Source organism: Bordetella bronchialis (genome assembly GCF_001676705.1).
GTDB lineage: Bacteria > Pseudomonadota > Gammaproteobacteria > Burkholderiales > Burkholderiaceae_B > Bordetella_C > Bordetella_C bronchialis.
In genome coordinates, this window is record NZ_CP016170.1 from 4296756 (window position 1) to 4311473 (window position 14718).

At 67.9% G+C, this 14718-nt stretch carries 15 protein-coding genes; 13 read left to right on the plus strand and 2 right to left on the minus strand.

The features are described 5' to 3' along the window. Positions 1–15: 15 nt before the first annotated feature. Positions 16–498 (plus strand): low affinity iron permease family protein, encoded by a 483-nt coding sequence (locus BAU06_RS18935; protein ID WP_066353564.1) that lies wholly within the window; start codon positions 16–18, stop codon positions 496–498. Here BAU06_RS18935 and BAU06_RS26715 read toward each other — a convergent pair. Continuing rightward, on the minus strand, positions 495–659 hold the full coding sequence (locus tag BAU06_RS26715; protein ID WP_156770283.1) for a hypothetical protein: 165 nt from the start codon (positions 657–659) through the stop codon (positions 495–497). The genes BAU06_RS18935 and BAU06_RS26715 overlap by 4 nt on opposite strands. Here BAU06_RS26715 and BAU06_RS18940 point away from each other — a divergent pair. From BAU06_RS18940 to BAU06_RS18985, 10 genes are all read left to right on the plus strand, one after another. Beyond that, entirely contained in the window at positions 658–1593 is a 936-nt protein-coding gene (locus tag BAU06_RS18940) for an SDR family oxidoreductase (protein WP_082993746.1), read from the plus strand. The two genes, BAU06_RS26715 and BAU06_RS18940, sit on opposite strands and share 2 nt — an antisense overlap. Positions 1594–1825: 232 nt before the next feature. Further along, positions 1826–2620 (plus strand): class II aldolase/adducin family protein, encoded by a 795-nt coding sequence (locus tag BAU06_RS18945; RefSeq protein ID WP_066671036.1) that lies wholly within the window; start codon positions 1826–1828, stop codon positions 2618–2620. A gap of 75 nt (positions 2621–2695) precedes the next feature. Next, positions 2696–4261 carry an ABC transporter substrate-binding protein gene (locus tag BAU06_RS18950; protein WP_066353572.1) on the plus strand — a complete coding sequence of 522 codons (1566 nt, stop codon included), beginning with the start codon at positions 2696–2698 and terminating at the stop codon, positions 4259–4261. A 10-nt stretch (positions 4262–4271) separates the two neighbouring features. Beyond that, a complete protein-coding gene (locus tag BAU06_RS18955; protein WP_066353574.1) occupies positions 4272–5246 on the plus strand; it encodes an ABC transporter permease in 975 nt (324 codons plus the stop codon). A gap of 38 nt (positions 5247–5284) precedes the next feature. Next, complete coding sequence (locus BAU06_RS18960) at positions 5285–6127, plus strand: ABC transporter permease (RefSeq protein WP_066353576.1); 843 nt, start codon at positions 5285–5287, stop codon at positions 6125–6127. Continuing rightward, on the plus strand, positions 6124–7803 hold the full coding sequence (locus tag BAU06_RS18965) for an ABC transporter ATP-binding protein (RefSeq protein WP_066353578.1): 1680 nt from the start codon (positions 6124–6126) through the stop codon (positions 7801–7803). The genes BAU06_RS18960 and BAU06_RS18965 overlap by 4 nt, the downstream gene beginning before the upstream one ends. 28 nt (positions 7804–7831) lie before the next feature. Then, a complete protein-coding gene (locus BAU06_RS18970; protein ID WP_082993882.1) occupies positions 7832–8830 on the plus strand; it encodes a 2-hydroxyacid dehydrogenase in 999 nt (332 codons plus the stop codon). Positions 8831–8894: 64 nt separating this feature from the next. Next, complete coding sequence (locus tag BAU06_RS18975; RefSeq protein WP_066359363.1) at positions 8895–9842, plus strand: DMT family transporter; 948 nt, start codon at positions 8895–8897, stop codon at positions 9840–9842. A gap of 23 nt (positions 9843–9865) precedes the next feature. Continuing rightward, positions 9866–10657, plus strand: a complete 792-nt coding sequence (locus tag BAU06_RS18980; RefSeq protein ID WP_231933910.1) for a GntR family transcriptional regulator — start codon at positions 9866–9868, stop codon at positions 10655–10657. A 36-nt stretch (positions 10658–10693) separates the two neighbouring features. Further along, positions 10694–11713 (plus strand): histone deacetylase family protein, encoded by a 1020-nt coding sequence (locus tag BAU06_RS18985; RefSeq protein WP_066353586.1) that lies wholly within the window; start codon positions 10694–10696, stop codon positions 11711–11713. 3 nt (positions 11714–11716) lie between these two features. Here BAU06_RS18985 and BAU06_RS18990 read toward each other — a convergent pair whose 3' ends face one another. After that, positions 11717–12688, minus strand: a complete 972-nt coding sequence (locus tag BAU06_RS18990) for a LysR family transcriptional regulator (protein ID WP_066353588.1) — start codon at positions 12686–12688, stop codon at positions 11717–11719. 97 nt (positions 12689–12785) lie between these two features. On the opposite strand from BAU06_RS18990, the gene BAU06_RS18995 reads away from it, so the two are divergent. Both BAU06_RS18995 and BAU06_RS19000 read left to right on the plus strand, forming a co-directional pair. Beyond that, positions 12786–13715: an alpha/beta fold hydrolase gene (locus BAU06_RS18995; RefSeq protein WP_066353590.1), complete on the plus strand. Its 930-nt coding sequence runs from the start codon at positions 12786–12788 to the stop codon at positions 13713–13715. A gap of 22 nt (positions 13716–13737) precedes the next feature. Beyond that, a complete protein-coding gene (locus tag BAU06_RS19000) occupies positions 13738–14691 on the plus strand; it encodes an alpha/beta fold hydrolase (RefSeq protein ID WP_066353592.1) in 954 nt (317 codons plus the stop codon). The last annotated feature ends 27 nt before the right edge of the window (positions 14692–14718 follow it).

Here is a 14718-nt window from a genome sequence, read left to right on the forward strand (position 1 = left end):
TGCCGGGAGACCACCATGCATCGCCTCTTCGCGAAATTCGCCAATGCCATCGCGCATGCCAGCGGCAGCCCCTATGCCTTCATCCTTTGCGTCCTGCTCGTGGTCATATGGGCGGCCACCGGCCCGGCCTTCCACTACTCCGAGACCTGGCAGCTCATCATCAATACCGGCACCACCATCATCACGTTCCTGATGGTCTTCCTGATCCAGAACACGCAAAACCGCGATGGCCAGGCGTTGCAGACCAAACTGGATGAACTCATCCGCTCCTCCAATGCCGAGAACGAATTCATGGGCATAGAGAAGCTCACCGACAAGGAACTGGAAGCCTTGCATGAGCGCTGCGAGGCCGCGGCCAGGAAGAACCAGGTAACCCTGGACAAGGCTCGCGCGGAACGGGAAAAGCGCTCGCGCAAAAGGGGCGCGCACGGCGGCCCGGCCCGGACGGCGCAAACCGCGCAGGGCGCGGAACACAAGGGCGGCGTGCATAAGCCTTAGGCGCCGCTGTGTTCCACCACGGGCGTCGCCGTGTCCACCACGGGCGTCGCCGTGTCCACCTTGGGCGCCGCCGTTCCGCCATGCCGGCCCGCCATGCTTTTCCCGCCAGTCGGCATGGCGATTGCAGGTTTCTCCGCGTCCATCAACCGGAGAACAGCCATGGCCATCAAACTCAAACCCGTCGCGGAACAGGTCATCGTCATCACGGGGGCTTCCAGCGGCATCGGCCTGGCCACGGCCATGCTCGCCGCCCACCAGGGCGCCCGCGTCGTGATGGCCGCCCGCAGCCGCAGCACCCTGGAACACGTCGCGGCGGAGCTGGTCAAGGACGGGTGCGACGCCATCGCGGTGGAAGCCGACGTGGCGGTCCGGGACGACATGGACCGCGTCGCGCGGATCGCCATGGAACAGTACGGCCACGTCGATACCTGGATCAATAACGCCGGGCTGTCCATCTTCGGACGGCTGGACGAAACACCGGAGGAAGACGCCCAGCGCCTCTTCCAGGTCAACTTCTGGGGCGTGGTGCATGGATCGCTGGCCGCGCTGCCGCTGCTCAAGGCGCACGGCGGCGCGCTGATCAACGTGGGCAGCGAAGTTTCCGACGCCGCCGTGCCGCTGCAGGGCATGTATTCCGCCAGCAAGCACGCGGTCAAGGGCTTCACCGACGCGCTGCGCATCGAACTGGAAGCCGACAAGGCGCCGGTGTCGGTCACGCTCGTCCAGCCCACGGCGGTGGATACGCCCTTTCCCGAACACGCCGCCAACTATATGGGCCAGGCGGCCAAGCTGCCCACGCCCATGATCGCCGTGGAAAAAGTCGCCGCCGCCATCCTGAACGCGGCCGCGGATCCGGACCGCGAAGTGAAGGTGGGCGCCCTGTCGGTCATCAACACCGCCATGTTCAAACTGCTGCCCGGCATGGCCGACCGCATGGCGAAGAAGCAGATGGGACGGCAGCAGCGCAACGCGCCGGCCGCGCCGCACCAGGGGACCCTGTACGTGCCGGGGGAAAGCGGCGAGACCTCGGGCTTCGGCAATAGCAACCCCGCGGATCCCGACGAGGCCATGCGCCGGAACACCCGGCCGGCCTAGCGCCGCACGCCGCGGCAAGGAGCCCCGATGGCATCCCACGGGGCCGGCCCTGTCGGCTGACCCGAGCAAAGCCGCGGCACGCGCCGGCTCAGCAATAACCCTAGCCCTGCGGGTTATCCCTCTTTTGCGCCGCCATGGAAGCGCTGCAAGCTGTCGACAGACGACAGTTGTGCAGCGCCCATATCCCGGCCGCCGCCTGCGGCCGGGCCACCAACGTCAGGAAGGTGAGTCCATGGCAGTGCAAACCCTGCAGCAACGCCCGCGTTCCATGTCCGAGGAAGAGCGCCAGGTGCGCGTCGACCTGGCGGCCGCCTACCGGCTGGTGGCCCATTACGGCATGGACGACAGCATCTATACCCATATCTCCGCGCGCGTCCCCGGCACGGAAGACCAGTTCCTGATCAATCCCTTCGGCATGCTGTTTCGCGACATCACGGCATCGTCGCTGGTCAAGATCGACCTGGACGGCCGCATCGTCGAGCCGAACGGCCATGACGTGAATCCCGCCGGCTTCACCATCCATAGCGCCGTGCATATGGCGCGGCACGACGCCACCTGCGTCCTGCACACCCATACCGTCGCCGGCGTCGCGGTGTCCTCGCTGGCCTGCGGCCTGCAGCCCTGCAACCAGTGGGCGCTGCAATTCCACAATCGCGTGGTCTACCACGAGTACGAGGGCATCGCGCTGGATCATGGCGAACGCCAACGTCTGATCGAGGACCTGGGGCCCACCTCGCGCGCCATGATCCTGCGCAATCATGGCCTGCTGACGCTGGGGTGTACCGTGGCCGAGGCCTTCATCCTGCATTTGAACCTGGAGCGCGCGTGCCGGGTGCAGATGGCCATCCAGGCCAGCGGCCAGCCCGTCCAGCCGGTGCCCGAGGAAGTCGCCGAGCGTACCGCCCGCCAGTACGAAAGCGGCGACAGCAACCGCCTGCCCGGACAGGGCCGGGATCCGCATGCGCGCGAATGGCGCGCGATGCTGCAGCGCCTGGAACCGCCCACCAGCGCGTCCTACCGGGATTGACGCGCCCGTCCCCCGCGCGCCGGAATGCCCGGCACGCCATTCCGATTTCCGCTTATCCAGAAGGATCCGCCAGTCATGAATCGTCGTGAGCTAATGAAGCTGGGCGCCGCAGGCCTGGGCATTTCCATCGCCGGGGTTCCCTTGTCCGCGCTGGCCCAGGCCAAAAAGGGCGGCACCCTGAACGTGATCGTGCAGCCGGAACCGCCCGGACTCATGCTGGGCATCGTCCAGAACGGCCCTGCCCAGATGGTGGCCGGCAACATCTACGAAGGCCTGCTGCGCTACGACGAGAAACTGGAGCCGCACCCGCAACTGGCCACCTCCTGGACCATGAGCGAAGACGGCCTGACCTATACCTTCAAGCTCAAGCCCGACGTCGCCTGGCACGACGGCAAGCCCTTCACCGCCGACGACGTGGTGTTTTCCGCCAATGTCTTCCTGCGCAAGACCCACGCACGGCTGCGCGGCAATCTGGAGGCCGTCGACACCATCACGGCGCTGGACCCGCTTACCGTCCAGTTCAAGCTGAAATATCCCTTCGGGCCTTTCCTGGGCCTGTTCGAGAACGGCTCCATGCCCATGGTGCCCAGGCATATCTATGAAGGCACGGACTTCCTTGCCAACCCGGCCAATAACACGCCCATCGGCACCGGCCCCTTCAAATTCAAGGAATGGGTGAAGGGTTCGTACATCCATCTGGTCGCGAACGACAAGTACCACATCAAGGATCTGCCGCTCGTCGACAACGTCTATTTCCATGTGATTCCGGATGCCGCCTCGCGCGCGGCCGCCTTCGAATCCGGCAAGGTGGACATCGTGCCGGGCGGCGCCGTGGAGTTCTTCGACGTGGCGCGGCTGGCCAAGCTGCCCGGCACGGCCGTGACGACCAAGGGCTGGGAGTTCTTCGCGCCGCAATCCTGGCTGTGGCTGAACAACCGCAAGGCCCCGATGGACAACGTCAAGTTCCGGCAGGCCGTCATGTACGCGATCAATCGCGAAGCCATGGTGAAGATCGCCTTCCAGGGCTATGCCAAGGTCGCCACCGGTCCCTTCAACAGCCACATCAAGTACTACAGCGACGATGTGGCCAAGTATCCGCACGACCTGAACAAGGCCAGGCAGCTGCTGGCGGAATCCGGCTACAAGGGCGAGCCGCTGCGCCTGCTGCCCCTGCCGTATGGGGAGACATGGCAGCGCCAGGCGGAGATCGTGCGGCAGAATCTGATGCAGGCGGGCGTCAAGATCGACATCACGCCCTCGGACGTGGCGGGCTGGAACCAGCGGCTGAACGAATGGGATTACGACATCGCGTTCACCTATGTGTACCAGTACGGCGATCCGGCGCTGGGCGTCGCGCGCAACTACACCAGCAGCACCATCGCCAAGGGCTCGCCGTTCAACAACGTCGAGGGCTATAGCAATCCCAAGGTGGACGAACTGTTCGCCAGCGGCGCGCGCGCCGTGGACCCCAGGCAGCGCGCGGAAGCCTATCTGCAGGTGCAGAAGATCCTGCTGCAGGACGTGCCGGTCGCCTGGCTGCACGAAATCGAATTCCCCACGCTGTACCGCACCAAGGTACATGACCCGGTCAGTTCCGCCATCGGCCTGAACGACAGTCTCAGCCGCGCCTGGGTAGGTTGAGCCGCGAGCGATGAGACGCCTGCAATTCATGCTGACCCGGCTGGCACAGGGCCTGGTGGCCCTGATGCTGATCGCGACGGTGAACTTCCTGCTGATACGCGCCGCCCCGGGCGACCCGGTCGCCGTCATGGCGGGCGAGGCCGGGGCCTCGGACGCGCAGTTCGTATCCCAGTTGCGCCAGCAATTCGGCCTGGACCAGCCCCTGGGCACGCAGCTGTTCACCTACCTGCGCCACGTCGTCCAGCTGGACCTGGGCTATTCGTATCGGCAGCAGCAGCCCGTGATGGCGCTGATCGCGCAGCGCCTGCCGGCCACGCTGCTGCTGACCGGCAGCGCCTTCGTGCTGTCGCTCATCCTGGGCGTGATGGCGGGCGCGCTGGCCAGCCGCCGCGCCGGCAGCTGGGTGGATAGCGCGGTCACCGTCGTCTCGCTGGTCTTCTACGCCACCCCGCTCTATTGGCTGGCGATGATGGCGGTGCTGCTCTTCACCGTCAAACTTGGCGTGCTGCCCGGTTTCGGCTACTTCACCGTGGGCGCGGACCTGCACGGCATGGCCCTGGCGTGGGATATCGCCCAGCATCTGGTCCTGCCGGCGTTGACGCTGGCGCTGTTCTATATGGCCGTTTATGCGCGCATGACGCGGGCGTCGATGCTGGAAGTCGCGCAAATGGATTTCGTCAAGACGGCGCGCGCCAAGGGCGTGCGGCCGGGGCGCATCCAGCGCGCCCACATCCTGCGCAATGCCCTGCTGCCCGTCGTAACGCTGGCCGGCATCCAGGCCGGCGGCATGATAGGCGGCGCCGTGCTCACGGAAACCGTCTTCGCCTGGCCGGGGATAGGCCGGCTGATGTTCGATGCGCTGATGCAGCGCGACTACAACCTGCTGCTGGGATGTTTCCTGGTGGCCGCGGCCATGGCGGTGGTCTTCAATCTGATTACGGACTTCGTCTACACGCTGGTCGATCCGCGGATCGAGTTGACCTAGGGGCGGCCGACGCGCCCTGGCAGAAAAGGGGAAAGCCCATGAGCAGTGCATTCTGGCGGCGCTTCTGCCGCAACAAGGGTGCGGTGGCCGGCCTGCTGGTGCTGGCCGTCGCCGCGCTGGCGGCCGTCTTCGGCCCGATGTTCGCCCCCGGCAACCCCTGGGACATGACGCAAATGCCCTTCCTGGCGCCGGGCGCCGAGCCCGGTGTGCTCATGGGAACGGACACCCTGGGCCGCGACATCCTGTCCGGCGTCATCTATGGCGCCCGCGTATCGCTGTTGATCGGCGTGGTATCCACCGCGGTGTCGCTGCTGATCGGCGTCGGCATCGGCGCGGTGGCCGGCTACTTCGGCCGCTGGATCGACGCGGCGCTGATGCGCTTTACCGAACTCTTCCAGTGCATCCCCAGTTTCGCGCTGGCCATCGTGCTGGTCGCCATCTTCCAGCCGTCCGTGCGGTCCATCGTGGCGGCGATAGGCGTGGTGTCCTGGCCGCCGGTGGCCCGCCTGGTGCGCGGCGAATTCCTGACCCTGAGGCAGCGCGATTTCGTCGCCGCCGCGCGCCTGGCCGGACAGTCCACGCCGCGCATCATCCTGACGCAGATCCTGCCCAACGCCGCGTCGCCGATCGTCGTGATGGCCTCGCTGATGGTCGCGACCAGCATCCTGCTGGAATCCAGCCTGAGTTTCCTGGGGCTGGGCGATCCCAACCAGATGAGCTGGGGCTATATGGTCGGCTCCGCGCGCAGCGTCCTGCAACAGGCGTGGTGGATGGCGGTGTTCCCGGGCCTGGCCATCCTGCTGACCGTCCTGGCCTTGAATCTGGTCGGCGAAGGATTGAACGACGGCCTGAATGCCCGGCTGGACGGGAGAAACCGATGAGCGCGGCCATCGCGTCGGACACGGGCGGCGATACCGCGCCGGTCCTGGAAGTGCAGGGCCTGAGCATCCGCCTGCCCAAGGGCGCGGACCGCGAGCTGGCGGTGCGCGAGGCGACATTCGCCATCCTGCCCGGCCAGACCCTGTGCGTCGTCGGCGAATCGGGCTCGGGCAAATCGATGATCGCCAATGCCGTCATGGGCCTGCTGCCGCGGCCGGCCGTGCAGCCGGTGGCCGGGCGCGTCCTGTTCGAAGGGCAGGATCTGCTGTCCCTGGACGAAGACCGCATGCGCGCGCTGCGCGGCCACCGCATGGGCATGGTGTTCCAGGAACCGATGTCGGCGCTGAATCCGGTCATGCGGATCGGCGACCAGATCGCGGAGGTCTTCGACGCCCACATCAGGCTGCCCGCGGCGGAAAAGCGCCGCCGCATTATCGCCGCCCTGGCCGACGTGGGCCTGCCCGACCCCGAACTGCTGATGGATGCCTACCCCTTCCGGCTGTCCGGCGGGCAGCGGCAGCGCGTGATGATCGCCTGCGCCCTGGCGCTGGAGCCAAGGCTGCTGATCGCCGACGAGCCCACCACGGCCCTGGACGTCACCACGCAGGCGCAGATCCTGGCCCTGATGCGGGACTTGCAGCGGCGCCGTGGCACCGCCCTGCTCTTCATCACCCACGATTTCGGTGTGGTCGCGGAAATCGCCGACCACGTGGTGGTCATGCAAAACGGCAGCGTGATCGAAGCCGGCCCGGCCGCCCAGGTGCTGTCCCAGCCCCGGCAACCCTACACGCGGCAACTGATCGCGGCCATCCCCCACGGCACGCCGCGCGCCAGCGAAGCCGCGCCGGATCCGCTGCATGTCCTGCAAGTGCAGGGGCTATGCAAGACCTATGTGACGGCGGGCGGCCTGTTCCGCCGCGGCCGCGAAGTGCGGGCCGCCAGCGATGTCAGCTTCACGCTGCGCCGCGGCCAGACGCTGGGGCTGGTGGGCGAGTCCGGGTCCGGCAAGTCCACGGTGGGACGCTGCATCGTCGGCCTGCAGCCCTTCGATGGCGGCCGCATCCTGTTCAAGGGGCAGAGCCTGCTTTCCGGGCCGCGCTTCCGCGCGGTGTCCCAGGGACGCATCCAGATGGTGTTCCAGGATCCCTATGCCTCCTTGAATCCGCGGCACCGCATCGGCGCGGCCATCGCCGCCGGCCCCATCGCGCAGGGCGTGCCGAAACGGCAAGCCATGGCCAAGGCCATCGAGCTGCTGCGCCTGGTCGGGCTGGGACCGGAAGCCGCCGACCGCTATCCGCACGAGTTCTCCGGCGGGCAGCGCCAGCGCATCGGCATCGCGCGCGCCCTGGCCATGGAGCCGGAACTGCTGGTCGCCGACGAACCGGTTTCCGCGCTGGACGTTTCGGTCCAGGCCCAAGTGCTGGAGCTGTTCGCGCGCGTGCGGGAGCAATTCCAGCTGGCCATGGTGTTCATCACGCACGACCTGCGCGTGGCCGGGGAAATGTGCGATCACATCGCCGTCATGCAGCGCGGCCGGATCGTCGAGTACGGCGCCACGGCGGAGGTCCTGCGCAATCCGCGGCACGCGTACACGCGCACGCTGATCGACGCGGTGCCCAGGCTCGACAGCGTCCAGGACGCACCGCTTGAAGGCGTTGACTTGAAGGTATGCACATGAAGGCGGATCGATGATGGCCGACGTCGCGATGAATGACGCAGTACAAGCCGCCTCGGGGGACGTGGGCGCCTTCGCGGCGTTCGGCGGACGACGCCCGCGCGTGGCCTTGCTCAGCACCCAGCTCGACATGGCCTATCTGCTGCCGGCCTTCGCCGAGCTGTTTCCCGAAGCGGATGTCCGGCTGCAGGCCGCGCTGGGCGATCTCCAGGAGATCGACGCGGCGGTGTGCTGGATGCCGCCGCGCGGCCTGCTGGCCCGGATGCCGGAGCTGAAGCTGATACAGTCCATCGCCGCCGGCATCGACCACATCACGGCCGACCCCGGCCTGCCCGCGGTTCCCGTGTGCCGCATGGTCGATCCCGATATGGCGGCCGGCATGGCGGCCTACGTATGCTGGGCCGTGACGAACCGGCAGCGCCATATGTACGGCTATGTGGCCTCCGCGGCCGAACGGCAGTGGCGGGAGCAGCCGGTGGAAGCGCCCGGCGCCCACCGCGTGGGCATCGCCGGCCTGGGCGCCCTGGGCGTACGCTGCGCCCTGGCCCTGCGCGCCATCGGCTACCGCGTCAGCGGCTGGAGCCGCGGGCCCAAGTCCGGCTTGCCCGCCGACATCGCGCTGTTCCATGGCGACGCCCAGCGCGCGGCCTTCCTGGCCGGCTGCGATACGCTGGTATGCCTGTTGCCCTACACCCCGGAAACGCACGGCATCCTGGATGCCGGATGCTACGACCGCCTGCCGCGTGGCGCGCACCTGGTCAACGTCGGACGCGGCGCGCACGTCGTGGAAGCCGACCTGCTGCGCGCCCTGGACAGCGGCCAGCTGGGCTACGCCACGCTGGACACCTTCACGGAAGAACCGCTGCCGGCGGACCATCCCTACTGGACGCATCCACGCATACTGGTAACGCCGCACATCGCTTCCCGGACGCCGGCGCGCGCGATCGCGCGCCAGACCCGGGCCAACCTGGCGCAGATTATCCTGGGCAATGCCGCCGCGGTCGCCGTCGATCCGGCCAAGGGCTACTGAGATGGACCGCCACGGGGGTGCATCATCCAGCACGGCCTCGGGCGGCGGCGCGGCCACCGCGGCCATGGCATTCCAGGCCGGCGGCGCGGCCGATGGGCGCCCCGCATCCGTACGCGCCGGCATCGCGCTGTTCCTCGCCGCCTTGTGCGCCTTCGCCACCTACGATGCCTTCTGCAAGCACATGCTGGCGACCTATTCTTCGCCCTTCATGAATCTGACGCGCTACGTCGCGGTCAGCGCGATCGCCCTGGTCTGGCTGGCGCGCCAGGCCGGCCATGGCATGCAATGGCGCCTGTGGCGCGCGCCGCATCGCCGATTGCTGCTGGCGCGCAGCGTGGCGCTGGCCTGCGTCGCAACGGCCTTCATGACGGCGCTAACCATCATGCCGCTGGCCGAGGCGACGGCCATCTACTTCACCTCGCCCTTGATCATGGTGGCGCTCTCGCCCTGGCTGCTGGGCGAGCGCGTCGGGCCCATGCAGTGGTCGGCCGTGATCGCCGGCTTCGCCGGCATGCTGCTCATCGTGCGGCCCGGCGGCGACCTGCCCTGGGCGGGCACCGTGCTGATGGCCATTGCCGCCGTCTGCTATGCCTTCTTCCAGCTCTTGACGCGCCGGCTCTCGGGCCTGGTGGCCGCGCCGGTGCAGTACGCCTATATGGCCCTGGTCTGCCTGGTCATTACCGGCACGCCGGCCTTCCTGGCCCTGCCCTCTCCCTGGCCCGATTGGCCGCAGCTCCTGCTGCTGCTGGCGGGCGGCGCGTGCAGCGGCCTGGCCCAGCTTCTGTTGCTTGCCGCCTTTCGCCGCGCGCAGGCCTCCATCCTGGCGCCCCTGAACTATATCCAGCTGATGCTGGCCGTCCTGATCAGCGCCTTCTGGTTCGACCGGCCGCCCGATATGCTGGCGATGGCCGGCATCGCGCTGATCATGGGCAGCGGCGCGTGGCTGGCCTTGCGCCGCGCCCGGCCCGCGGGCGTCGGCAGCGCCAGCGGCAACAACTCCACGGCCCGATGATGAACGCAACAACGATGCAGGGCGTGGACACACGCGCGACGCAGGACGACGAGAGCGGCTTCGCCTCCATCGCCAGTACCGACCTGGTGGCCGAGGTCGAGGCGCAATTGATACACGCCATCGCGGAAGGCCGCCTTCCCCCGGGCAGCCGCATCATCGAGGCCGAACTGGCCCGCCGCATGGGCATCAGCCGCGCGCCCGTGCGCGAAGCCGCCCGCCGGCTGGAACGCCAGGGCCTGGTCGTCGCCCGGCCGCGGCACGGATTCACGGTGCGGACCATCACGGCCGGCGAGATCGACGATCTATACCAGGTGCGGCTGCACATGGAACTGCAGGCGGTGGAGCTGGCTTGCAGGAACGCCGACGATGCCGGCATGCAGCGCCTGCAGGCCGCGCTGGCGCGCATGGTGGCCGAGGCCGCCACGGCACCGCAGACGCAGCGGGTCATGCGCGACCTGGAATTCCACACCTTGATCTGCGAGCTTTCCGGCAATGGCTATCTGCTGCGCCTGTTCATGAATATGCGCACGGAACTGCGCATGATCATGGCGCTGATCGAATTGGCCTACCAGGACCCGCAGCGCGTGGCGGAAACCCACCAGCCCATCGTCGATTGCCTGCGCCGGCGCGACGTCGCCGCGGCGTGCGCGGCGATGCGCCTGCACCTGGAAGACGCGCGGCTGCACGTACGCGCGCTTTACCAGGAGAAGCATGGAAGGGACGATCATCCCCCGGGCCCCGCATCGGCGCCGGCGGCTTCCGTGACGTCCCGGAGTATCCCGAAGAAGGACCCGAACGAGGACATTACCGCATGACGGCAGCGCCATAAAACCGCGGAAGGACACGCAGACATGAAAGCCTATTTCCACGAAGACCAGAAACTCCATCACCCACGCACTTACTTCTCGCGCGGCAAAATGCGGGACCCGCAGGAGATCCCTTCCCGCCTGGACGGCCTTGTCGCCGCCTCGCGCAAGCTCGGCTTCGACGTTCTGGCGCCCGCCGACCACGGCGCGGGCGCCATCGCCGCCATCCATGCCCTGGACTACCTGCGGTTCCTGCAATCCGTGCACCAGCAATGGAAGCGGATGCCGGAGGACTGGGGCGATGAAGTCATGTCCACTATCTTCGTGCGCGAGCGCAATCCGCTGCGCGGCGTGCTGGCGCAGGCCGCGCGCTATCTGGCCGATGGCAGCTGCCCCGTGGGCGAACACACCTGGCATTCGGCCTATTGGTCCGCCCAATGCGCCATCGCCGGCGCACAGTCCCTGATCGCGGGCGAGCGCCACGCCTACGCCATCTGCCGGCCGCCCGGCCACCATGCGCGGCGCGACGCCGCGGGCGGCTTCTGCTATCTGAACAACGCCGCCATCGCCGCCCAGCACCTGACGGCGAAGTACCCCAAGGTAGCGATCCTGGATACCGACATGCATCATGGCCAGGGCATCCAGGAGATCTTCTACACGCGCAGCGACGTGCTCTACGTCTCCATCCACGGCGACCCCGAGAACTTCTATCCCGCCGTCGCGGGTTTCGAGGACGAACGCGGCGAAGGCCAGGGCTACGGCTACAACATCAACCTGCCCATGCCGCACGGCTCGCCGGAATCGGTGTTCTTCGACCGCCTGGCACAGGCGCGGCGCGCGATCGAGCTGTTCCAGCCCGACGCGCTGGTGCTGTCGCTGGGCTTCGACATCTTCGAGAAGGACCCGCAGGCCAAGGTGGCGGTCACCGAGGGCGGCTTCGAACGCCTCGGCCGGGAAGTGGGTGCGCTGAAGCTGCCTACGCTGGTCGTGCAGGAAGGGGGTTATTACATCGAGGGCCTGGAATCCAACGCGACGCGCTTCTTTGGCGGACTGGCCAACGCTTGAGACTCACACGCGCGGCCGACGCGTGGACGGCCGCGCGGATGATGCCTTGAAGGCGCGCGCGGGCGCCGCCGGGACGGCCCCGCCACCGCCCCTGTGGGCCCCATTGCCGTCCGGGCAACACGCCAGGAACGCCTTCAAGATGGGGGACCCGTCGCCGCGCCGCCACGCGATGGCGATATCGGCCGCGGCGTAGTCTTCGCGCAATCGGCGATAAGCCACTTTGCGGCCGTGCAGGTGCTCCATGGTTTCCGGCACCAGCGCTACCCCGGCTCCGGCGGCGACCATGCCCAGCACCGATTCCATCGGTTCGGCTTCCTGGACGACGTTCGGCACGAAGCCGGCGCGCCGGCACACCTGCAAGGCCAGCCGTCCGAATCCTCGCCCCTTGGCCCAAGGCACCATGACGAAATCCTGCTCGGCAAGATCGCGCAGCGACAAGCCGCGACGCCTGGCCAATGCATGGTCGGCCGGCAGCGCGGCCAGCAGGCGCATGCGCGTCAACTTGCGGGTTTCGATCTGCTCGTCGTCCACGGGCAGCACGACCAGGCCCACGTCGATGCGGCCTTCGATCAGCGCCGCCTGGTGGTACGCCAGGTTCAGGGGATTGAGGACCAGTTCGACCTCTGGATGGCGGCGCCGGAATAGCGCCAGTGCGTCGGGAAAGAGATGGGCGGCCGTACCGCCCAGGCCCAGGGATATCTTGCCCACTTGTCCCGCCGCCACGCGCCGCGTGGAAACCACCGCGGCCTGCGCCGCGGCCACCAGCGCGCGTGCCTGGTCATAGAAGTGCTGGCCCGCGCTGGTAAGCCGCACGTACTGCTTGGACCGTTCGAACAGCGGCGTGCCGATTTCGGCTTCCAGCAGCATGATCTGCCGGCTGACCGGCGGCTGGGACACATGCAACTGCGCGGCGGCGCGGGTGAAGCTGAGCTCCTCGGCAACCGCCAGGAAGTAGCGAAGCTGGCGCAGTTCCATGTAATACCTTTAAAGCATTACGGTGGTGCCAATTATATATTGGACGACTTACGGCGCCGTTCTTAATCTGGACAGGCCTGCACATCGGAACGCCGCCATGAGACAGCCAGACCCGCAGCCCGCCACCGCCACCCGCCCGCGCATGCCGGAAGGCCGCTGGGTCGATGTCCAAGGGGTGCCTACCCGCTACTTCGAAGCCGGCGCCGGCGAGCCGGTGGTCTTCATCTACGGCGGCAACTTCGGCATGGCCGATGGCGCCTCCAGCGCCTACACCTGGAACCTGAACCTGGAACCGTTGGCCCGGGCCGGCTATCGCGCCATCGCCTTCGACAAGCTGGGCCAGGGCGAAACCGGCAACCCCATGCGCGACGAGGACTACACCATGCAGGCGGTGGTGGACCATGCCGCCGCCTTCCTGCGCGCGCTGGACCTGCCGCCCGTGCATCTGGTCGGCCACTCGCGCGGCGGCTATGCGGCGACGCGGCTGACCCTGCAGCACCACCATGCCGTACGCACGCTCACCATCGTCAATAGCGGCACCCTGAGCCCCGGCGTGGGCACCAACGAGGTCATCCTGTGCAACCCGCCCCATCCCCGCGGCAGCCGCGAGGCCGTGCGCTGGGTCTACGAGAACTACAGCCACGATCCCGGCGTCGTCACGGAAGAATGGGTCGACGCCGTCATGCGCATCCTGGCCTTGGAGAAATACCAGCACACGGTACGCAAGATGGCCGGCGAAGGGCTGGCGGAGCGCGTATTCCTGCCCGAGCTCGCGCGGCAGAAGGGCCAGACGCTGCGCTGGCTGGACGAAGGCAGATTGCAGCGGCCTGTGCAGATCGTCTGGGGCTACAACGACCGTACCGCGGTGCTGGAACGCGGCATGGAGCTATTCCGCATGGTCTCGCGCCACCAGCGGCAAGCGCAATTCCACGTGATCAACGAGTCGGGGCATTTCCCGTTTCGCGAGCATCCCGCGCAGTTCAACGCCTTGCTGGCGCGCTTCTTCGCCCTGCAAGGCGCGCAATGAGGACGACGATATGAGTGGCGCTATGAACGGTGCATCCATGACGGCACCTGCCTTGCACGCCCAGGTATTGGACATCGGCGGCCGCGCCGCCCGCATCCTGCGCGGTCGCGCGGGCGATGCCGCGATCCCGGGCGCGGGCGATGCCGAGACCGCGACCGTATTCGTGCACGGCGGGGTGCCGGGGCTGAGTCCCTACAGCAGCGGGGCGCATATCTGGGGAGAGGTGCTGGCACGCTATGCGCGGGATGGCGCGGTTATCGCGCTGGACCTGCCTGGCTTCGGCGGCAGCGATGGGCCTGGCACATCCGGCACATTGGGCGCGGCGCAACCGCAATACGACATCGACACCATGGCCGACCACATCGACGCCGTCGTGCGCGCGGCCGGCGTGCGCCGCTGCCATGTGGTGGCGCACGATACCGGCGGCCTGGCCGCCTTGCTGCTGGCCTGCCGCCAGCCGAGCTATATCGCCGCGGTCAGCGTGGTGTCGTCCGTCGCAGCCGCTCCGACCGGCGACGGCGTCGAGAACACCGCCCTGGCCTATCCACCGCAACCCTTGGGATCCCGCGAGTCCCAGCGCTGGGCGCTGGAACACCTGTCCTACGCACATCATCATGTGTCGGACGTACTGGACGAGTGCGTGCAGGCCGCAGGGCAAGCGCCGCAGCAAGCGGCAGCGGTGTACATGCGCGACCCCGCCGTCCGCCACGCCTGGAACAGCTCCGTCGCACGCGCCAAGGCGCGGCTCTTCGAACTGTGCCGCGGTCCGGGCGTGCCCGTGCCGGTCCAGGTTCTCTGGGGCACCCACGATCCCACGGGCACCATCGACCAGGCGCTGTGGCTATACCGCATCCTGGCGCAGCGCCAGCCGATGGCACATTTCCACCTGATCAACCGGGCCGGCGCACTGCCCTTTCGCGAAGAGCCGGAGATCTTCCACGCCGTCACCGCCGCATTCTTCGACGCCGTTCGCTGAACCAGCGGCCGCACGGCCGCATACAAG